General features: G+C 62.7%; 14 protein-coding genes. 7 read left to right on the top strand and 7 right to left on the bottom strand.

Features of this window, described 5'->3' with window-relative positions:
• The first annotated feature begins 282 nt into the window (after positions 1-282).
• On the top strand, positions 283-1,671 hold the full coding sequence (gene hemN, locus CQ007_RS16025) for an oxygen-independent coproporphyrinogen III oxidase (protein WP_105646835.1): 1,389 nt from the start codon (positions 283-285) through the stop codon (positions 1,669-1,671).
• 592 nt (positions 1,672-2,263) lie between these two features.
• Here the strand turns inward: hemN and CQ007_RS16020 are convergent.
• Both CQ007_RS16020 and CQ007_RS16015 read right to left on the bottom strand, forming a co-directional pair.
• Positions 2,264-5,254 (bottom strand): EAL domain-containing protein, encoded by a 2,991-nt coding sequence (locus CQ007_RS16020; RefSeq protein ID WP_105646834.1) that lies wholly within the window; start codon positions 5,252-5,254, stop codon positions 2,264-2,266.
• A gap of 170 nt (positions 5,255-5,424) precedes the next feature.
• Complete coding sequence (locus CQ007_RS16015) at positions 5,425-6,015, bottom strand: YigZ family protein (RefSeq protein ID WP_218278898.1); 591 nt, start codon at positions 6,013-6,015, stop codon at positions 5,425-5,427.
• A gap of 115 nt (positions 6,016-6,130) precedes the next feature.
• Here CQ007_RS16015 and CQ007_RS16010 point away from each other — a divergent pair, with 115 nt between their 5' ends.
• The 5 genes from CQ007_RS16010 (at position 6,131) to CQ007_RS15990 (ending at position 12,781) form a co-directional block, all read left to right on the top strand.
• Positions 6,131-6,835 carry a response regulator transcription factor gene (locus CQ007_RS16010; RefSeq protein WP_105646832.1) on the top strand — a complete coding sequence of 235 codons (705 nt, stop codon included), beginning with the start codon at positions 6,131-6,133 and terminating at the stop codon, positions 6,833-6,835.
• Positions 6,832-8,169, top strand: coding sequence for a cell wall metabolism sensor histidine kinase WalK (locus CQ007_RS16005; RefSeq protein WP_105646831.1), 1,338 nt, complete (start codon positions 6,832-6,834; stop codon positions 8,167-8,169). The genes CQ007_RS16010 and CQ007_RS16005 overlap by 4 nt, the downstream gene beginning before the upstream one ends.
• A 153-nt stretch (positions 8,170-8,322) precedes the next feature.
• Positions 8,323-10,404: a TonB-dependent receptor domain-containing protein gene (locus CQ007_RS16000; protein ID WP_105646830.1), complete on the top strand. Its 2,082-nt coding sequence runs from the start codon at positions 8,323-8,325 to the stop codon at positions 10,402-10,404.
• 90 nt (positions 10,405-10,494) lie between these two features.
• Complete coding sequence (locus CQ007_RS15995; RefSeq protein WP_105646829.1) at positions 10,495-11,793, top strand: class I SAM-dependent methyltransferase; 1,299 nt, start codon at positions 10,495-10,497, stop codon at positions 11,791-11,793.
• A 58-nt stretch (positions 11,794-11,851) separates the two neighbouring features.
• On the top strand, positions 11,852-12,781 hold the full coding sequence (locus CQ007_RS15990) for an alpha/beta hydrolase (RefSeq protein ID WP_218278897.1): 930 nt from the start codon (positions 11,852-11,854) through the stop codon (positions 12,779-12,781).
• Between the two features lie 444 nt (positions 12,782-13,225).
• Here the strand turns inward: CQ007_RS15990 and CQ007_RS15985 are convergent, their stop codons facing one another.
• The 4 genes from CQ007_RS15985 to CQ007_RS15970 all read right to left on the bottom strand — a co-directional run bounded on the left by CQ007_RS15985 (position 13,226) and on the right by CQ007_RS15970 (position 17,355).
• Positions 13,226-14,989 carry a S8/S53 family peptidase gene (locus tag CQ007_RS15985; protein WP_371919838.1) on the bottom strand — a complete coding sequence of 588 codons (1,764 nt, stop codon included), beginning with the start codon at positions 14,987-14,989 and terminating at the stop codon, positions 13,226-13,228.
• Positions 14,990-15,116: 127 nt separating this feature from the next.
• On the bottom strand, positions 15,117-15,440 hold the full coding sequence (locus CQ007_RS15980; protein WP_105646826.1) for a DUF3325 domain-containing protein: 324 nt from the start codon (positions 15,438-15,440) through the stop codon (positions 15,117-15,119).
• A complete protein-coding gene (locus tag CQ007_RS15975) occupies positions 15,437-17,044 on the bottom strand; it encodes a PepSY domain-containing protein (protein ID WP_105646825.1) in 1,608 nt (535 codons plus the stop codon). Before CQ007_RS15975 ends, CQ007_RS15980 begins: the two co-directional genes overlap by 4 nt.
• Positions 17,041-17,355: a hypothetical protein gene (locus CQ007_RS15970; RefSeq protein WP_105646824.1), complete on the bottom strand. Its 315-nt coding sequence runs from the start codon at positions 17,353-17,355 to the stop codon at positions 17,041-17,043. Before CQ007_RS15970 ends, CQ007_RS15975 begins: the two co-directional genes overlap by 4 nt.
• A 184-nt stretch (positions 17,356-17,539) precedes the next feature.
• Between CQ007_RS15970 and CQ007_RS15965 the strand changes: the two genes are divergently transcribed.
• Complete coding sequence (locus CQ007_RS15965; RefSeq protein ID WP_105646823.1) at positions 17,540-18,232, top strand: response regulator transcription factor; 693 nt, start codon at positions 17,540-17,542, stop codon at positions 18,230-18,232.
• Here the strand turns inward: CQ007_RS15965 and CQ007_RS15960 are convergent.
• Positions 18,222-20,213: a TonB-dependent receptor domain-containing protein gene (locus CQ007_RS15960; protein WP_105646822.1), complete on the bottom strand. Its 1,992-nt coding sequence runs from the start codon at positions 20,211-20,213 to the stop codon at positions 18,222-18,224. The two genes, CQ007_RS15965 and CQ007_RS15960, sit on opposite strands and share 11 nt — an antisense overlap.
• Positions 20,214-20,279: the final 66 nt, after the last annotated feature.

The following is a 20,279-nucleotide window of genomic DNA, read 5'->3' as shown; positions in this document are numbered from 1 at the left end:
TTCCGAGTCACTGTGTCGTCGAGCAGGCGCTCGACAACCCGGGCGGATGTGGCGCATGGTTTTCGGGGTGTAGCGCGCCTGCGCTACGCCTGCGGGGTTCTGAGTCACTGCGTCGTCGAGCAGGCGCTCGACAACCCGGGACAACGAAGCGTGCGAGCTCATGATCAGTTCCTGGCTGGCCGCTCCTTGACCCGCCTCAATGCAAAGGTGGATTGCTTGCCTTACACTCTCCCCATGTGATTTGCCAGACAGACGTCGCCAAATGATGAGGGCGAGAGACCCATGACGCAGAAAATCAGCTTCAACCGTGCGCTGATCGAGAAATACGATCGGCCCGGCCCGCGCTACACGTCCTACCCGACCGCGCCGCAGTTCCACCAGGCGTTCGCCATGGACGACTATCGTGCCGCGGCCAGGGCCAGCAATACCGCCGAGACGCCCAAGTGCCTGTCGGTGTACATCCATATCCCATTCTGCAAGAGCCTGTGCTACTACTGCGCCTGTAACAAGATCATCACCCACAAGACCGAACGGGCGGTGGAGTATCTTGAATACCTCAAGCGCGAGATCGCCATGCAGGCCGCCTTGTTCGACAGGTCGCGTAAGCTGACCCAGCTGCACCTGGGTGGTGGCACGCCGACCTATCTGACCAGCGAGCAGTTGACGGACCTGATGGACACCCTGCGTGCGTCGTTCAACCTGGACGACAGCGATGCCCATGAGTTTTCCCTGGAAGTCGACCCGCGCACCGTAACCCCGGTACAGATCCATCAGTTGCGCGCGTTGGGCTTCAACCGCCTGAGCTTCGGCGTGCAGGACTTCGACGAGGCGGTGCAGGCCGCGGTCAATCGCCTGCAGAGTGAGGAACAGACCCGCGACCTGGTGCAGGCTGCCCGCGAGGCGCAGTTCAAGTCGGTCAGCGTCGATCTGATCTACGGCCTGCCACTGCAGACCGTCAAGAGCTTCAATACCACCCTGGACAAGATCATCGACATGCGCCCCGATCGCATCGCCGCCTACAGCTATGCGCACCTGCCGGACCTGGTACGCGCGCAGCGGCTGATCCGACCCCAGGACATGCCGCCGCCAGAGCGCAAGCTGGAGCTGCTGGAGCTGACCATCGAGCGGCTGACCGGCGCCGGCTACGTCTATATCGGCATGGACCACTTCGCGCTACCGGAGGATGAGCTGGCGCTGGCCCGCGAGAACGGCACCCTGCAGCGCAACTTCCAGGGCTACTCGACCCACGCCGACTGTGATCTCATCGGTATTGGCGTGTCGTCCATCGGCAAGGTCGACAACACCTACAGCCAGAGCGTCAAGGAGCTGTCGCAATACTATGCACGGATCGATGCGGGCATGCTGCCCATCCACCGCGGCTATACCCTGAGCGAGGATGACTGCCTGCGGCGCGAGGTGATTCTCGACCTGATGTGCCAGGGGCGTATCGATTTTGCCAAGTTCGAGGATCACTACGGTATCGACTTCCAGGCCTACTTCGCCGACGCCCTGGAGCAGTTGGCCGAGCCGGTCGCCGATGGACTGGTGGCGATCGGTGACCGGGAGTTGCTGCTGTTGCCCGAAGGGCAGTTGATGCTGCGCAATGTGGCAATGGCCTTCGACGCCTACCTGGGCGCCGAACAGAAGGGTAATTTCTCGCGCACGGTGTGATCTGCCTTTCTGGGAGCTTCACCCACTCTTGGTGGAGCCCTGTTGCGCAGCAAACCCTGTCATTGCGAACCGCAAGGCGGTGAAGCAATCCACGGGCATGGAATAACCGGTGCGCACCCGTGGATTGCCACGCCCTTCGGGCTCGCAATGACGGTTGGGCAGGCGTGGGAATGGTCTGGGTATGCTACCCCCTTCGTCATTGCGAATCGCGAAGCGGTGAAGCAATCCATGGGCACGGAATAACCGATATGCACCTTGGGTTGCCACGCCCTTCGGGCTCGCAATGACGGTTGGACAGGCGTGGGAATGGTCTGGGTATGCTACCCCCTTCGTCATTGCGAATCGCGAAGCGGTGAAGCAATCCATGGGCACGGAATAACCGATGTGCACCTTGGATTGCCACGTCCTTCGGGCTCGCAATGACGGTTGGGCAGGCGTGGAGATGGTCTGGGTATGCTACCCCCTTCGTCATTGCGAACCGCAAAGCGGTGAAGCAATCCATGGGCACGGAATAACCGATGTGCACCTTGGGTTGCCACACCCTTCGGGCTCGCAATGACGGTGTACGGACATGCTCAATGGGAGCTCAGCGCTACTGCAGCTCCCGCTCGAACTCCTCGATGGTCATCGGCCGGCCGAACAGGTATCCCTGGAAATTATGGCAGCCCCGCTCCTGCAGGGCGGCGCATTGGGCCTGTGTTTCCACACCCTCGGCCAGCACCGACAGCCCCATGCGATCGGCCAGCAGGATGATCATCTGGGCTATTTCACCGCTGTTGGGGTCGCGCAGGATGCTGTGGACAAAGCTCTGGTCGATCTTCAATTGGTCCAGCGGCAGCCGGCTCAGGTAGGTCAGCGAGGAGTAGCCGGTACCGAAGTCATCCAGCGAGAAGCAGACGCCAAGGCCCTTGAGTTCGCTCATCTTGCCGATGGTGCTTTCTATCTCATTGACCAGCGCGCTCTCGGTCAGCTCCAGCTTGAGGTGCCGCGTGGGTGCCCCGGTGCGCTGCAGGATCTCGCGTACCTGAGCGACGAAGTCGGGCTGGCTCAACTGGTTGGCACTGACGTTGACCGCCAGGCTCAGCTCCGCCATGCGCGGGTCATCAGCCCAGTGCGCCAGTTGCCGGCAGGCGGTTTCCAGTACCCAGTGGCCGAGTGGCAGGATCAGGCCGTTCTCCTCGGCTACCGGAATGAAGCGTGCCGGGGAGATCATGCCGTGTTCCGGGTGGGCCCAGCGTACCAGTGCCTCGGCGCCGGTGATGCGACCTTCAGCATCGACCTGCGGCTGGTAGTGCAGTACGAACTGCTGTTGCTCCAGGGCGATGCGCAGGCCGGCATCGATCTCGCTGCGCTCGCGCACCTGGGCCTGCATCTGCGGATCGAAGAAGCACAGGGTATTGCTGCCGGCGGCCTTGGCCTGGGACATGGCCAGGTCGGCATTTCTCAGCGGCTCCTCCGACAGCAGCGTATCGCCGGCGCCGAACAGCGCGATACCGATGCTGGCCGAGCCACGGTATTCGCTTTGTGCCAGCAGGTAGGGCTTGGCCAGCGCCGCGAGAATATCCCGGCCGATCAGCTCGGCCTGCCGTGCGGCCTCGATTGCATGGCTGGCCAGATCATCCAGCAGCACCACGAACTCGTCACCGCCCAGCCGGGCCACCGAATCCTTGTGCGGTACGCAGTCGATCAGGCGGGTGGCGACCAGCCCCAGCAACTGGTCACCGGCGGCATGCCCCTCGGTATCGTTGAGCGCCTTGAAGTTGTCCAGATCGACCACCAGCAGGGCGCCCCTGGTCTGGTGGCGCTGCGCTGTCCGCAGGGCATGCTCGAGCCGCTCGAGGAACAGGCGCCGGTTGGGCAGTTTGGTCAGCGAGTCGTAGAACGCCAGGGTGCGCATCTGCTCTTCGGTGGCCTTGCGTGCGGAGATGTCCGATAGCGAGGCCACATAATGGGTGGTCTGGCCCTGCTCGTTATTGACCGTGCCGATGGACAGCAGTTGTGGGTAGACCTCGCCATTCTTGCGCTTGTTCCAGATTTCACCCTGCCAGGCGCCATGCTGATCGAGCGCCCGCCACATGCCCGCGTAGAAGCTGCTGTCGTGACGGCCGGACTGCAGCAGGTTGGGCTGGCGACCGATGACTTCCTCGGCGCTGTAGCCGGTGATGCGGCTGAAGGCCTGGTTGCAACGCAGGATGTTCAGCTGGGCATCGGTAATCAGCATGCCGACTTCGGACTCGAAGGCGCGGGCGGCGATGCGCAGGTCCTCATCCAGTTGCTTGCGCTCGCTGATATCCCGGGCCGCATTGAACAGCAGCGGCTGGCCATCGATTTCCAGCAGCACGCTGGTCACCTCGACCGGGAAACTGTGACCATCGCGGTGGCGGAACAGGGTCTCGAAGGTGATCAGGCGGTTGTACTGCAACTGACTGGCGATCAGTTGGCTCAGCTCCTGCGGTGTATGCAGTGCATCCCAGTTGTAGGGCGAATGATCGGCGGGATCACCGACGGGATAGCCGAGCATCTTGTAGAAGGAGTCGCTGGCTTCCAGCAGTCGGCCTTTACTGTCGAGGATATGGATGCCGTCGCTGGCATGCTGCAGCAGCATGCGGCTGCGCCGGTTGGCCCGGTTGCTGGCCCTGATCTGGCGCCACAGCAGGCATGCGCCGATGCAGGTGACCAACAGAAACAGCAGACCCAACACCAGGGCCTTGGTCAGGTCGTGGCGCCAGGTGAGCAGATAGTCTTCCTCACCCAGCCCGGCGACCACGAACACCGGCATGGCCGACAATCGGCGGAAGGCATCGGTGCGCGGTATGCCATCGGCGGTGCCGTCGCTGTAGAAGATGCCGGTCTGCGCGCCGGACTCCAGCAGTTCGGTCAACTCCTGGGAGCCACCTACCGAGCCGGTATGTCCGGGCGCGGCATCCAGCGGTGGATGGCGGGCCACCAATCTCTTGTCCAGATCACGCACCAGGGCGATGCCGTTCGGCCCCAGATCGAGGCCCGAGATCAGCCTGACGAAATGGCTGGCTGGCACGGTGGCGGTGATGACGCCGGCAAAACGGCCGTCGGCATCATCATAGCGCCGGGAAAATACATGCACCCAATCCTGGCTGAAGCGACTGGGAATCAGCTTGCTGACCAGCAGCCCGGCATCGCTGCTGTCCCGATGGGCGATGAAGAATTCATTCCGGGTAAAGTCGGCAGGCGGTTGTGCACCTATGTTGGAACCGAAACGAACGCGGCCCCGGGCATCGGTTACGCGGATAATGGCGATGTCGCTGATCCAGCTCTCGCGGGATACGAGCAGGGCGTTGACGGTATCTTCCTGCAGCTCACCGTTGCGCAGTTCGGTTTCCAGGTAGGATTGGATTTCCTGTACCACCAGGCCGATCTCGGTGGCCGCACCGCTCACGCTTTGATCCATCAGTAGCGCCAGGTTGGTGACGTTGGTGCGCACCTCCTCGATCTCGCGCTTGTACGAGGCGTGCAGGGTATAGGCCAGCAGAGCGATCATGAACAGGTTCAGGGTCACTACCGTGACAAGCAGCATCGATGCTACGGATTTCAGATTCTGCTGCATGGTATTTCCTGACAGGTGCGGCGTGCCCAGAGATGGGGTGAAATTATATCGCTGCTGCGGAGGGCTGTCCGGTTTGGAGCAGCCGACCCCAGGCGTGAAATCATCGAATAGTGTAGGGGGATCGACGGAACGCGGCGAGTCAAAATGACAACGGAACTGCACGATCTTTGCTATTGATCGAGTAACCGCCAGTCCAGCTCGCCGCGCGTTGCGCTCAGCAGTTGCTCGCGCAATTCGCCGACTGCGGTCGCCGGCAGACGCAGGCGCAGTTGCACGGTGACCGCATGCCTGACTTCCAGCAACTCTCCTCCAGCCTGGCTCAGCAGATGGCGGGCAATGCCTTCATGGGCATAGGGCAACTCGCACCAGACAACCAGTGTGGGAATGTGGGCGATCTTGTCGGCCTGCAACAGCGCCTGGGCCACCGCGTCGGTATAGGCTCGCACCAGACCACCGGCGCCCAGCTTGATGCCGCCGTAGTAGCGCACCACACTGGCCAGCACGCCGTCGAGCTGCTGATGGCGCAGTACATCGAGCATCGGCCGCCCGGCGGTACCGGCTGGCTCGCCATCGTCCACCGCCGCGCTGTGCCCACCCGCCAGCAATGCCCAGCAGACGTGCGCGCAATCCGGATGCTCGGCACGTAGCGCCGCTACCCGCAGCTGGGCGCTGGCACGGTCGGCGATTGGCTCGACGCAACCGAGAAAGCGGCTCTTGCGGATTTCCAGGAGACTGGTGACGGGGTGGGCGAGGCTGTACATAGGCGTCAGCATACCGGGGAAGGATATGTCCCGACAGCCTTGGCACGCTCGCTGGTTGCAAGTGGCATGCAATTAGGGTGTAGAATGATTCGCATTCATTTGTCGGTCACGTGTCATGTCGCCCGCTGCCCAGCCAACTCGTATCCTCGCCGTCGAAGACGACCCTCTGCTCGCCAACCATCTGCAGCTTCATCTGCAGGGCAGTGGCTATAGCGTCACTCTCAGCCATGACGGCGACGAGGGGCTGCGCCTGGCCGAGAGCGAGGATTTCGATCTGATCCTGATGGACATCCTGCTGCCCGGCACCAATGGCCTGGATATCCTGCAACGTTTGCGCAGCCATCATAGTGTACCGGTCCTGCTGATGTCGGCCCTGGGGGATGAGCAGAACCGCATTGCCGGCTTCAGCCAGGGTGCCGATGACTATCTGCCCAAGCCTTTCAGCCTCGGTGAGTTGAGCGTACGCATCGAAGCCATCCTGCGTCGGGTGGCCTACGAGCGGCGTGAGCAATTGCCACGCGAGCCCAGCGGTGATCTGCACTTCGATGAAATGGACTGCGATGTGGTACTGGCTGGCACGCCGGCTGGTCTCACTCCCAGCGAGTATCGCGTGCTGGAACTGCTCTGGCGACACATGGACGAGGCGCTGAGCAAGCCCTTCCTCTATCAGCAGGCCCTGCGTCGCGGCTATGCCCAGCATGATCGCAGCCTGGATATGCATATCAGCCAGATTCGCCGCAAACTGCAAGGTATCGGCTACCACGGCGGGCGGGTGGAGACGGTGTGGGGCAAGGGCTACATGCTGGCTCGCCTGGTATGACACTGCCCAGCCGGTACTCGCTGTTGTGGCGGCTGACCGGAACGCTGGCACTGTTCTGCCTGCTGCTGGTGAGCTTGCACGTCGACCTGGGCCGTTTGCTGATGCGCGCCACTTCCTACCTGCCTGCACCGACCAAGACCATTCTGACCGGCTATGCGCAGGAGGCCGAAGCTGCGTGGCAGGCAGAGGGGCCCCAGGGGGTTGACGGCTTTCTCCTGCGTCTGCGTGCCCGCGAACAGATCTGGGCCGTAGTGGTGGATGGACAGCAGCGATCGTTGTCATCACGACCGCTGGAGGAGGCCGAGCGGCAGCGGCTGCGCTTTGTACGCCAGTTGGACGGGCAAATGGGCCGGCCTGATGGCACGCCGACCTTCGAGGTGCCGTTCAGTGATGGGGAGAGCCGGCTGGTGATGACACTGCCCGAGCGCCTGAGCCCGCGCAAATATCGCGAACTATGGGAAATGCTGTTGCAGCGGGTATTGCCAACGCTGCTGGCGGCGCTGCTCGGCGTTCTGCTGTATCGCCTGCTTATTGCGCCGCTGGCAATACTGCGGCACCAGGCCGTCGCCTTGAGCGCCGGTGACCTGGCGGCGCGCGTCGGGCCAGCGGTGGCCTTGCGCCGGGACGAGCTGGGCGATCTGGCCGGGGCTTTCAACCATATGGCCGGGCGACTGGAAGGCACACTGACCTTCCAGCGCCAACTGCTGCGTGACCTGTCCCACGAGTTGCGCACCCCGCTCAGCCGGCTGCGGGTAGCGGGTGAACAGGCGGAGGACGTGCAGGCTCTGGGTCAGCGCCTGGAGCGTGAGGTGGGGGTCATGGAGCGGCTGATCGCCGACAGTCTGGAGCTGGTCTGGTTGGACACCGAGCGCCCGAGTCTGCCGCTGGAACCGGTAGACGTGGGCCGGTTGTGGGATGTCCTGCGAGAGAATGCCTGCTTCGAAAGCGGCTGGCGCACCGAGCAGCTGCCCTGCGAATTGCCCGCTGACTGCAGCGTACTGGGCAACCTGAATGGCCTGGCCCAGGCCATGGAAAACATCCTGCGCAATGCCATTCGCCATTCCCCGGCGGATGGCGTCGTGCGTCTGGCCGGACACCGGGATGGCAACTGCTGGCACCTGTGGATCGAAGATCAGGGGCCGGGGGTCGAGGCGGGCGAACTGGAACGCATCTTCCAACCCTTCGCCCGGCTCAACGCGGCGCGCCCGGGTGGCGATGGCTTCGGATTGGGGCTGGCCATCGCGCGTAGCACGCTGCGTCTGCAGGGTGCAGAGCTATGGGCGGAGAATCGCGCTCCGGGTCTGCGCCTGAATCTGCGCATGCAAAGTGTATAGATTGTAAATTACATTTACTCGCAAATGGCAATGTATATCATTTGCGTCGACCTGCGAAAGCCGTGAGGCGCTGTCTCTGCTCTTCCGGCCCGGTTACAGCATAAAAAATATAGCCAACTGCTCAAATCATTTCTTACTTCTGGAGAAAGAAGCATGTCACGCAGTAAGCGTCCCTTTGCTAGGACTTCACAGCCACAGTTCAAGAAAACGCTGTTGGCGGTAACCATGGCCTCGGTGGCCTGTTCGGCTGTTGCGCAACAGTCACAGGAAGCGCTGGACCTGGGGCAGACGGTAGTGACCGCGTCCGGCTTTGAACAGAATCTTCGGGACGCGCCGGCAGCCATCACGGTCATCTCCCAGGAAGAGCTGAAGAAGAAATCCTATACCGATATCACCGACGCGCTGAAGAACGTCGCCGGTGTGCAGATTTCCGGTGGTGGCGTCGAGCAGTCGATCATGATGCGTGGCATGACCTCCGCCTATACCCTGTTCCTGATCGATGGTCGCCCTGCGCAGGGTAACGATGCTTTCAGTGAACGCGGCTCCCAAGCCGGTACCCCGATCAATTTCCTGCCGCCGCTGGAGGCCATCGAGCGCATCGAGGTCATCCGTGGCCCGGCATCGGCGCTGTACGGCTCCGACGCCATGGGCGGTGTGATCAATATCATCACCAAGAAAGTCGGCAAGGAGCTGACCGGCAGCATCACTGCCGAATATGCCATGGCTGGCAGCGGTAACGATGTGAACGAAGACGGCTTCCAGACCAGTGCTTTCCTGAACATGCCGCTGATCGAGGATGTGCTGGGCCTGCAACTGACCGGCGCCTTCCAGAACCAGGATGAAAGCAACCTGGTGGGTCTCAGCGACAGCGCTGCCACCGACCCCGAATACAAGAAGAGAAACGCCGGCGGCAAGCTGTCGTGGAACCTCAATGAGCAGAATCTGCTGACCTTCGGGCACAGCTATACCAAGCAGGAGCGCTGGAAGAATCCCGGCAGAAGTATTGCCGAGGAGGATAACCCTACCTACGCGGAGTCGATCAAGAAGAACTACTTCCTGGCCCACGAGGGTAAGTACGGTAACGTCTTTACCAACTCCTATATCAACTATGACCATTCGGAAAACGCGACTACTCTCAACGCCAATACTGGCAAGGGTATCGAGTTCGAGGTGATCACCGCCAACACCCAGGCGAGTTGGTTCCTGGGCGCACATACCCTGACCGGTGGTCTTACCCATAAATACGAAAACCTGGAACATGGCAGCAACGGTCTGCGCGAACCGGTGGTGCCCGATGCCGATGCGGTAGTCAAGATGAACCGCTATCAGAACTCCATTTTCCTGGAAGATAACTGGAGCCTGACCGACGATTTGATCCTGACCCTGAGCGGTCGTCTGGATGACAACCAGGCTTTTGGTAGTGAATTCAGTCCCAAGGTCTACGCAGTCTGGCACATGAACGATAACTTCACCCTCAAGGGTGGTGTCACCTCTGGCTACAAAGCCCCTGACCTGCGCTCTTCCGCCACCGATTTTGGTTCCACTTCGATGGGGGGAGTGATCATCGGCAACCCGGATCTGACTCCGGAAACCAGTCTGAACCGTGAGATCGCTCTCCATTACGAGAATTTCGACATTGGTCTGGCCGGCTCGGTAACTGCTTATGTGACCGAATACAAAGACAAGATCAACCGCACCGGGCGGGTCTGCGAAGCGAATGAGGAGTGTTACTACAACGGTACCTACTACCCGCCGCACCAATACGGCTATACCGCCTACGAGAACGTTGACAAGGCCGAGCTGCGTGGTATCGAGTTCACCCTGGACTATGACATCCTGGATAACCTGACTTACCGCCACAGCTACACCTACACTGAGACCGAGCAGAAATCCGGCGAGTACAAGGGCGAGCCGCTGAACGATGTGGCCAAACATATGTTCAACGCTTCGCTGGACTGGCAGGCCACACAACGGGTCAACCTGTGGGTCCAGGGTAACTACCGTGGCAAGACCTCTGGTCGGTGGCAGACCGGCACCAGTGGCTCGAATACCAACGGCATCAAGTATCCGTCCTATACCTTTGCCGATGCAGGTGTGATGTTCCGCCCTCAGGATGACTTGAGCCTGAAGGCGGGTATCTACAACCTCACCAACAAGAAGGTGACCACCGATGGCAACTATGCCTACAACCTGGATGGCCGCAGGCTGATCTTCGCCCTGACCAAGAGCTTCTGATCCCGGCCCCTGAAGCCCCCAGCCCCTCTGGTTAATAGCCAGAGGGGCTTTTCACTTTGAACAGTGCAGACGATTTGAAGGTGCAAGCACATGAAGAAGGAAGCTGGCTATGTTCTGGATGTGTCCTATCCGGCCCATTTCCATAAGGAAATCCAGCCTGTCTGGCTGAGCAGCCTGACGCACTTTCTCGGTACAGTGGCACCGGATATCAGCAAGCCCTACTCCTATTGCGAGCTGGGTTGTGGTGTTGGCATCAACCTGCTGGTGGCCGCAGCGACCAATCCACTGGGACAGTTCGTTGGCGTCGACTTCAACGAGCGGCACCTGGCCGTTGCCCGGGATGCGGCGCGCTCTATCGGGCTGGACAATATCCGCTTCATCCAGGCGGACTTCGCCCGGTTCGCCCAGGACAACAATCTGTTCTTCGACTTCATCGTGAGCCATGGCGTCTGGTCATGGATCGCGCCCAACCATCAGCAGAGCATGTTGCAACTGGTGCAGAAGTTCCTGAAACCCAAGGGGCTGTTCTACCTGCACTACATGTGTCATCCCGGCGCGACCCAGATGATACCGGTGCAGAAACTGCTCAATGAGCTGGCGCACCACCGGGCAGGGACCGCCGAGCAGAATATCCAGGCCGGGCTCGAGTTGCTCGGGCGGTTGGATGGTGCTGGGGCTTTTGTCGACCAGCCCCGTTTGAGCGCCAGCGTACAGGGCTTGCCAGGAAAGGGGACAGCCTATCTGGCCCATGACTTCCTCACCGACTACTGGCGTCCGCAACACTCGGTGGACGTGCACCGGCTGGCGGCACAGGCCGGTGTGACCTACCTGGGCAGCGCCGATACCTTCGACAATCTGGAGGGCTTGTCCATCCCCGGTAACCTGCAACCGGTGCTGGCGAGCATCACTTCCCCGGCGGTACGGGAAACGGTAAAGGACCTGGCGCGAAACCAGCACCAGCGCAGGGACCTGTTCCAGCGTGCCCCCGAGCGCCTGTCGGCGCAGCAGCATCTGCAGCAGGTGGATGCGATACGCTTCCGGCTGTTGCCGGAGGCTCCCCGCTCGGGCGCCGTGCACTTTGCCACGCCCATAGGTGCGATCCAGGGCCCGGAGGAGATATTCTCGCCCTTGCTGCAGGCGCTGGCGGCGCGCCCGGCCAGTTTCGCCGGGCTGCGGCAGTTGCCGGCTTTTGCCAACAGTGTCGGTTTGCTCTCGCAGTCGCTGCAGATGCTCATGTGGCGTGGCTATGCCCATCCGTTGCGTCAGGGGCAACTGACCAACCCGGAGCCGGTGGGCAGGCTGAAAGAATGGATTGTGCAGCAGCAGCTCAATCTGCAGGTTGTCGAGGACTGCGGAACGGCGACCTATCAACTGCCCGACAAGATGTGAGCAACGCACCCTGGGCCGCGCGCCCAGACGAGTCACCATCTGGATCATGGAGATCACCATGCCTTTTCGTCGTCTGATCACGCTGGGGCTGCTGCTGGGGCTCGGCCTGGTGTCGCTGGGGACCCTGGCCCGGCCCAGCTTCGAGCAGAAGCTCGGCCCGACCCTGGCCGATAGTGGATCGCAGTACTACCGCTTCGACCGCTTCGAGCTGGATTCCGCCGATGGCCAGCGCCGCTACCGCATCCACCTGGCCATTCCCCGGCGTGACGCACCGCCAGCCGGCTACCCGGTGCTCTACCTGCTGGATGGCAACGCGGCGCTGGGTGCATTGCGCGAGGAGTGGCTGGCGGAGCAGGATGAGCGCGGTCCCGCGCTGCTGGTGATGATCGGTTATGCCACTGACCTGCGGCTGGATGTCGATTCCCGGGTCTATGACTACACACCGGCTCTGCAACCGGGCCAGCCGCTGCTGGAGGATGATACCCGGCGGCGCCCGGCCGGCGGTGCGGCGGAGTTTCTCGAACTGATCGAGACGCGCATCAAGCCGCAGGTGGCGGAGCACTACCCGCTCGATACCCGGCGCCAGGCCCTGTGGGGGCATTCCTATGGGGGTGCCTTCGTACTCAATACATTGTTCACCCAACCGCAGGCATTCCAGCGTTACATCGCCGCCAGCCCGTCGCTGTGGTGGAAGTCCGGCCTGCTGCTGCGCACGGAACAGGACCTGCCGGCCTCGGCCCGGGCGCAGTTGCTGATCCTGCGCGGCAGCGATGAAGCGGGGCCACGTGCGGCGCACGCCCAGCCAGACGAGCGCCGCCGCGCCATGGCGGTAGTGCCCGCCGATGCAGCGCAGCAGATGGCGGCCCGGCTGGCCTCGCACCCGGGCCTGGAGGTCGAGTACCGGGAGCTTGCCGGGCTGGGCCACGGCCCCATGCTGGATGGCTCGATCCTCCCGGCCCTGCGCTGGGCCACCGAGCCGGCTCATTAACTGTAGGGTATAGCGCAGGGGCGCTCCCCCCGGGTTGTCGAGCGCCTGCTCGACGACAGATGTGCACGGACTTCACCCCCGCAGGCGTAGCGCAGGCGCGCTACACCCCGGGTTGTCGAGCGCCTGCTCGACGACGGATGTGCACGGACGTCACCTCCGCAGGCGTAGCGCAGGCGCGCTACACCCCGGGGTTGTCGAGCGCCTGCTCGACGACGGATGTGCACGGACGTCACCTCCGCAGGCGTAGCGCAGGCGCGCTACACCCCGGGGTTGTCGAGCGCCTGCTCGACGACGGATGCGCACGGACTTCACCTCCGCAGGCGTAGCGCAGGCGCGCTCCCCCGGGGTTGTCGAGCGCCTGCTCGACGACGGATGCGCACGGACTCTACCTTTGCAGGCGTAGCGCCCGAACGCGGACCTGGGCTACACCCCGGCTGCTCCTCTTCAACGTACGCTGTCCAGACTCTGCACCGCCAATTCCAGCGCCCGGTACATATCCAGCCTGGCCGAGCGGCCGACATCGGGATGATTGAGTTCGTTATTCCGTTCTGAGGGCAGGATCGGTGCGGTCAGGTCATCCGCTTCCATGGGCTCGAAATCGTTCTCCTCGCCAATGGTCATGGCGCTGCGGCGTAGCAACATGCGCAGTTGATCCGGTTCCAGCTCAGGGTTGATGGACAGCATCGCCGCCAACAGCCCGGCGACCAGCGGCGTGGCATAGGAAGTGCCGCAATGCACTGCGCCAGTTGCATCGGCTTCCGTCATCGAACCGTGGACGCAGGCCGCGGCGGTGATATCGACACGCATATCGACGTTGGATGTCTTGCGTCGGGTCGCGTACCGGGGATCGTCGATGTCGACCTTCTTGTCGCTGCGCTGATGGCCGCCAACCACGAACAACTGATCGGTGATGAACGAGGAGGGCAGACGGTATTCATCCCGGCCGGAGAATGACGCACCGTTGCCGGCCGAGTTCACCACCACCACGTCGGGATGCTCGCGGCGCAGCCACAGGAAGAACTCCTCCAGCAGCTCTTCATAGCCACTCATGGCGATCCCGGAGCGGACCAGCGAGTCTACCGGGGCGCCATCGACATCGATGGCGCCGGTGCGGTGGATACCCCAGCTCCAGTTCAGTACCCTGGCGCCGTCCTCGACCAGATTGACCGAGGCGGCGATGTTGGCAGTGATCCCGGCATCCGAGCCGCGATCGACAATCACATCGAAGCCCGGCCCGACCTTGTCCAGCGCTCGCAGAAAACCACTGTTGCCACCGTTGTCCCAGGCCGCAGCGAGGATACCGGCAACCGTGGTGCCATGCCCTCCGGCCTTGGCCGCATCCCGGGCGTACACGCAGACGCGGCTGGCATCACGGCGGCAGTCGCCTGCGTAGTCGGCGAAATCCGGATTGTCGAAGTCCACGTCCCGTTCGATCACGCCGATACGCACCGGCCGGGTGTCGATGTCCTGCTCCTTCTGCAGCCGGCGCTGGTAGAAATTCACCGCATCCAGAAAGCGATTGGCAGCCCATTCCTGGCTCTCCCGCGCTGGCGGGTCGCTGGCGTCCTGTTCGATGGACTCTTCGGCGCCGGACTCCTCGATCACCACCGCATCCACGCTCACCTCGGCACCCAGGCGCAGCACCGTCGCGTCACGCTGGTCCAGGTTGCGGGCGGGCAGGCGCAGCTGGTAGGTGTTGAGTGGCGGTATCGCACCGACCACCTTGGCATCGTATTTGTCAGCCAGGCGCTGGGCTTGCTCCGCGCCGTCATGGCTCTCTTCGATGATCACACTGACCAGATCGACATAGGTGCTCAGGCCTTCCCGGTTCTTCGTCACCGCCTTCTTGTCGGCGGCCAGGATATGGCTGCTGCCCAGGCTCATCCATACCGGATTGCTGAACTGACCCTGCTGTTGCAGCCATAGCGGGCCGCTCTGGGCTTCGGTGGCATCGATCTGCAGGCGCAGTTGACCCTGGCGTCTGCTGATCCGCTTCGCATCCAGCACCGCCCCATTGACGTACACCTGCCACTGGCCCTGCTGCAGGCCACTGGTCTGCAGGCAGAAGGTCGGTTGGCGACTATCCAGCAGGTCGCCGCAGCGCTGCAGTTGGGTGATCCGCAGCGGCTCGGCGGCCATGGCGGCGCCGGCGACTGCCAGCGATATCATCACTGCCAGCCGGCAAACAAGCGCATGCATCCTCTTCATCCTTACCTCTGACCGTCATTTGCGCTGGGCTGGCGAGCGGCCGCCCGGGCCCACTGAGTGTGACCCACAGATCAGTCATTGTTTCAGTGAAAAGGACCCGAGGTGGCCGCAGCAGACGGTCGCTGGGTCATGCGGCGAGCAAGGGCAGTACCACTAGCGGTGCCAGCAGGCTGACCGGTACCACCAGGCGCGGCTGATAGCTCAACAGCAGTGCCTGCCCGGCCGCGGCAATGGTCAGTGCCGAGGCCCAGAGTGCCAGCCCTACGGAGGGGCCGAGGGCCTGGACCGCGGGCAGGATTGCCAGCCCCAGCAGCAGCCAGCCGAGCCAGCGCAGGGCGCGTTGGGCCAGTGGCTGCGGCTTGCGCTTGAACACCTGCTCGAAATGCCGCGGCATGCCCAGGCACAGGCTGCCGAAGGCGCTGACGCACAGCGCCAGACTCAGACTGATCATGCCGACACCTCCGTATGCACTGGCGCCTTGCGTGGCTGGCGTTGTGGACTGCGGGCGGGTTGGTGGCGGCTCAGGGCAAAGGCGGCGTAGGCCAGCAGCGCGGCACTGGCCAATAGCGTCAGGTCCATGCTCGCCAGCAGCCAGTTGCCGGCGGCCAGAGTGCTGGGCAGACCACTGTAAGGCAGGCTGAGGCCAAACAGCGGCAGACCGGCGAACAGTACGGCGGCGGCCAGCAACTGCTCCTGCCAGGCGCGCTTGTGCGAGCGCAGCAATGGATGCAGCAGGCACAGCAGCCAGGCGATGAGGAAGCTGCGAATCTCCCAGTCGCTGCGTTGTGTCAATCCGGCCGGTAGCAGGCGGTTGGCCCAGAAGTACACGGCAATCGCCACTGGCAGGCCGGCGACGGTGCCGACATTCAGCACCTCGACCAGGCGATGACCGAAGGGCGTACGGCCCAGCTTTCTGCGTTCGGGCAGGCGCTTGACCACCCACAACACCAGCCCGGTGGCGATCATTGCCGTACCCAGCAGGCCGCTGAGAAAGAACAGCCAGCGCAGCGGCGGACCGGCGAAACGGATCAAATGCAGGCTGCTGAACACGTTGTACACGGCATTGGCGCCCGGTATCGCTGCGGCGGCCGGTGTTGCCAGCGCGGCGCCGGTCACCCCGTTGAAGCGCAGCTGTCTGCTGCCACCGCGTTCGATCAGGCTGTCACCGCCACGCTCGCGCAGTTCGATCTGCGCCCGCTCGGTATTCGGATTGCTGATCTGGATGCTGGCTGCACCGCGTGGCCATTGCTGCTGCGCCTGGGCCAGCAGCGGCGCGAGGGCTGTCAGCTCCGCCGCCAGCGACTCGCCAGTGGGCCGCTGGACCCCGCGCTCGGGGGCGCCCCGGCGATTGCCGGCTTCGCTGAAATAGGCCTGCATATCACCCTGGTAGGCGCTGCTCACGCCCCAGGGCATGAGCATGTACATGAACAGCAGCAGGCCGCTGTAGGTGATCATGAAATGGAAGGGCAGCGCCAACACGGCAGTGGCGTTGTGCGCATCCAGCCAGGAGCGCTGGCCCTTGCGCGGTCGGAAGGTGAAGAAGTCCTTGAAGATCTTCTTGTGGGTAACCACGCCGCTGACGATGGCGACCAGCATCACCATGGTGGCGATAGCGACGATCCAGCGTGCGGTTACCCGGGGCATGCCATAGAGTTCGAAGTGGAAGCGATAGAGGAAGCCGCCGCCGCGGGTTTCGCGCACGGTCAGCGGCTCGCCGGTGGCGGCATCCAGCGTCAGGCGCTGGCCGCTGCCCCTGCCAATGCGCTCGCCCTGGGCAGCCCACTGGATCTCCAGGGCCGGGTTGCGCTCGCTGGGCAGATTGATGTTCCACTGCGCCGCATTGGGCGCCACTTGCTGCAGGCGCTCGATCGCACGCACGGCGGAGCTGCCGTCCGGGACCGAGCCATGCAGCTCGGGCTTCATCCAGAAGCCGATTTCCTGCTGGAAGAAACTCAGGGTCCCGGTGAGAAACACCGCGTACAGCAACCAGCCGAGCAGCAGGCCGGTCCAGGTATGCAGCCAGGCATTGGTCTGGCGAAAGCCGAGCTGTTTCATGACAGGGCTCCGCTGAGCAGCAGATGGGCGGCCGGTACTGCGCAGAGTACCGCCGTGACCAGCCAGGCGCGACGGGCAGTGGAGGCGGCATAGGCCCAGATGATCAGGGCGCAGTACAGGGCAAAGGACAGCTGGGTTGCGGTCAGCACCGCCTGTGTCCGGGGCAGCGGCAGGGCAAGAGCCAGGCTGGCGGTGCTCAGGGCGGTGAACAGATAACCACCGACGATCGCGAGCAGGGTCCGTGACAGGATGACGAGCCGGTAGCGCGCGGTCGACGACAGGTCAGTAAGAAAGCGGTATGACATGAGCATGGAAGGGTTTTTCCTGGGCTTCACTCAATGGACGGGCTTGCAGCTGAATGCTCAGCGGTTGCGACAAAGCTGCCTAATATACAAATAAGAATACTAATCATATGCATTTTGTTACATTCTTTACATCTGACTATTCCAGTTCCAACTGACCGGAGCCTGACAGGGCCCCGGCCGCGTGAAATTCATGAAGTTGCTTGTTGTTGAAGACCATCCGTCGTTACGTGACCTGTTGTCGAAGCATCTGCAGCGGGGCGGCTTTGTGGTGGATGTGGCCGAACACGGCCAGCAGGCCATGGCCATGCTCCGGTTGAGTCGCTACGACGCCATGCTGCTCGATCTCGGCTTGCCCGACATGGACGGGCTGTCGGTGCTGGCCGCGCGTAACTCGACGCGTAACAGCGACCTGCCCTGCATCATCCTCACGGCCTACGATTCCCTGGACCATCGCGTCGCCGGCCTGGATGCCGGTGCCGATGACTACCTGCTCAAGCCCTTCGCCATGCCCGAGCTGGAGGCGCGCCTGCGGGCGGTACTGCGCCGCGCCGGTCCACGCAGCGAGAAATGCCTGCAGTTGGGCAACCTGTCGTTCTTCCGGGAAAGCCGCGACGTGCTGGTCGGCACGCGCCCGATGCTGTTGTCCAAGCGCGAGCTGGCGCTGCTGGAGGAACTGCTGCGCCACGCGCCCCGGGTGGTGGTCAAGGATCATCTGGAGGATCGCCTGTATTCATTGAGTGAGGCCGTGACGCCCAACGCCATCGAAGCGCTGGTCTCGCGGCTGCGGCGCAAACTGGCGGCAGCCGGTGCCGATAGCGGCATCGAGACCCTGCGAGGGCTGGGCTACCGGCTGGCGGGCCCGGCCCAGGCACTCAGAAATTGAACGCCACCCCGACATTCAGGCGCCTGCCATCCAGTGTCTTGCCGTAGTCCTCGGCGGTGACTTCCTTGTCGAACAGGTTGTACAGGCCGGCATAGACGTCGAAGCTGTCGCTGACCCGGTACAGTCCTCCGATGTCCACCAGGGTGTAGGACGGGATCCGGCTTTCGCTGTCTTCCACTGTCTTGCTCTTGTAGCGAGCCTTGGCCCAGAGCCCCAGCGCGTCGGTAGCCGCCCAGTCCAGGCCGACGTTGAACATGTGCCTGGGCAGGTTGTTGAATGGCTGGCCGACGCTTTCCGGCGAGTCCTGCGAGTCGGTGATTTCGCTGTCCGAGTAGGTGTAGTTGGTCTTCAGCTGCACCGGGCCGAGGGGCACGTTGAAGAACACCTCGACCCCACGCAGTTCGGCCGAGTCGTGGTTGATGTACTGGCTGATGTACTCGCGGGTAACGCCATTGACATCGCACACCGGGTCGGAGCCATCGCGGGTGTCGCAGATGACGCGCTTGCCGATCTGGTCCTCGAACTCGGTGTAATAGACGGTCACGCCGGAGTTGATGCCATTGGCCGCATCCCACATCAGCCCGGCTTCATAGTTGATGCTGCTCTCGGGCTTGAGATCGGCGTTGCCCATGTCGAAGGCGCGGCTGCGGGCAGCGTTCTCGACGATATTGGGATCGGACTGCTTCAGCGTCGGTGCCTTGTAGCCACCGCTCACGCCACCTTTGACTACCCACTCGTCGGTGATGCGATACACACCGTAGAGGCGGGGGATCAACTCCTCGCCATAATGTTCGTTCTCGTCGTAACGCAACCCACCGGTGATCGACAGGTTATCGGTGACGTAGTACTCGTTCTCGATGAACAGCGCGCGCTGCCAGCGCTCCAGTTCCAGATTGTTGGCGCGACCATAGAAGCGGCTGGCATCGTGGTCGGTGGTTTCCCATTTGTACTCGGCACCCAGGGTCAGGGTCTGGTTGCTCAGTGGCAGCACCGTCTTGGTGTTGACCAGGGTGCTGCTGTACTGCGACTCGACGCTGCCGTTCTCGATCTCGACCTTCTCATTGATGGCGAAACTGCGGGTCTCGACGTTGTCGCCCCAATCCAGCTTGTGGGTCAGGCCATAATGGGTGCGGATATTGTTCATCTCGCCGGGCGCGCCGGATTTTTCCGTGCGCTCGTTGTCATGCTCGGCGCGACCGGCTTCCAGCTCGATGCTGTTGGCCTGGTTGAGCACCAGGTTGAGCTTGGCGGTGCCGTCGATGCGTTCCTTGTCGGTGTAGCCGCCCTGGATCCTGTCCTCGTCGCGCTGGTACTGCGAACCGAACAAGGTCAGGCCCAGACGATCCTCGACCAACGGGCCGCTGAGATAGAAGTTGGCCTGGTGTGAGCCGCCGGCGTCGCTGTCCTCGTGGAACAGCCTGTCGTAGCTGAGGCGGCCGCTCCACTTGTCACCCACGTCCTTGGTGATGATATTGATCACCCCGGCCAGCGCGCTGGAGCCATACAGCGAGGACATTGGCCCGCGAATCACCTCGATGCGCTCGATCGCCGCCAGCGGCGGCAGCCAGCCGACCTGCGTGGCCGAACCAAACCCGTTGTAGTAGGCCTCGGTGGAGGCCCCCAGCGGCTTGCCGTTGATCAGGAACAGGGTATAGGACTCGCCCAGTCCGCGGATATTGATACTGGTGCTTTCCAGTTTTCCGCCAGCCCCACCTTCAATGGAAACGCCGGGAATATCCTGCAGCGCATCGGTGACGTCGCGGTAGTACTTGCCTTCCAGGTCTTCCTTGCCGATCACCGTGATCGAGGCCGGAGCGTCGATCAACTGCTGCTCGTAGCCGGCGGCGGTCACCACCATATTGCTGAGCTGGACGGTCTCGACCTCGCTCGGTTCGGCACCCTGCGCCGACGTTGCGGCAATTGCCAGGGCGAGGGCGGCAGGTGAAAAGATCTTGTGGCTGTAGTTGGTTTGTGCTGGCATGCGCAAGTCATTCCCTGTAAGAAGAAATACAAATGATAGGTATTCTCACTTTGATCGGCGGCGAAT

The sequence above is a fragment of the Pseudomonas sp. MYb185 genome, from assembly GCF_002979975.1.
Classification (GTDB): Bacteria; Pseudomonadota; Gammaproteobacteria; order Pseudomonadales; family Pseudomonadaceae; genus Halopseudomonas.
Note: the sequence above shows the minus strand (reverse complement) of the source record. Positions and strands in the feature narration are given on the sequence as shown.

Excerpts from the sequence above, each read along its gene's own strand:
- hemN (WP_105646835.1), top strand. The coding sequence starts at position 283 with ATGACGCAGAAAATCAGCTTCAACCGTGCGCTGATCGAGAAATACGAT.
- CQ007_RS16020 (WP_105646834.1), bottom strand. The coding sequence starts at position 5,254 with ATGCAGCAGAATCTGAAATCCGTAGCATCGATGCTGCTTGTCACGGTA.
- CQ007_RS16015 (WP_218278898.1), bottom strand. The coding sequence starts at position 6,015 with ATGTACAGCCTCGCCCACCCCGTCACCAGTCTCCTGGAAATCCGCAAG.
- CQ007_RS16010 (WP_105646832.1), top strand. The coding sequence starts at position 6,131 with ATGTCGCCCGCTGCCCAGCCAACTCGTATCCTCGCCGTCGAAGACGAC.
- CQ007_RS16005 (WP_105646831.1), top strand. The coding sequence starts at position 6,832 with ATGACACTGCCCAGCCGGTACTCGCTGTTGTGGCGGCTGACCGGAACG.
- CQ007_RS16000 (WP_105646830.1), top strand. The coding sequence starts at position 8,323 with ATGTCACGCAGTAAGCGTCCCTTTGCTAGGACTTCACAGCCACAGTTC.
- CQ007_RS15995 (WP_105646829.1), top strand. The coding sequence starts at position 10,495 with ATGAAGAAGGAAGCTGGCTATGTTCTGGATGTGTCCTATCCGGCCCAT.
- CQ007_RS15990 (WP_218278897.1), top strand. The coding sequence starts at position 11,852 with ATGCCTTTTCGTCGTCTGATCACGCTGGGGCTGCTGCTGGGGCTCGGC.
- CQ007_RS15985 (WP_371919838.1), bottom strand. The coding sequence starts at position 14,989 with ATGAAGAGGATGCATGCGCTTGTTTGCCGGCTGGCAGTGATGATATCG.
- CQ007_RS15980 (WP_105646826.1), bottom strand. The coding sequence starts at position 15,440 with ATGATCAGTCTGAGTCTGGCGCTGTGCGTCAGCGCCTTCGGCAGCCTG.
- CQ007_RS15975 (WP_105646825.1), bottom strand. The coding sequence starts at position 17,044 with ATGAAACAGCTCGGCTTTCGCCAGACCAATGCCTGGCTGCATACCTGG.
- CQ007_RS15970 (WP_105646824.1), bottom strand. The coding sequence starts at position 17,355 with ATGCTCATGTCATACCGCTTTCTTACTGACCTGTCGTCGACCGCGCGC.
- CQ007_RS15965 (WP_105646823.1), top strand. The coding sequence starts at position 17,540 with ATGAAGTTGCTTGTTGTTGAAGACCATCCGTCGTTACGTGACCTGTTG.
- CQ007_RS15960 (WP_105646822.1), bottom strand. The coding sequence starts at position 20,213 with ATGCCAGCACAAACCAACTACAGCCACAAGATCTTTTCACCTGCCGCC.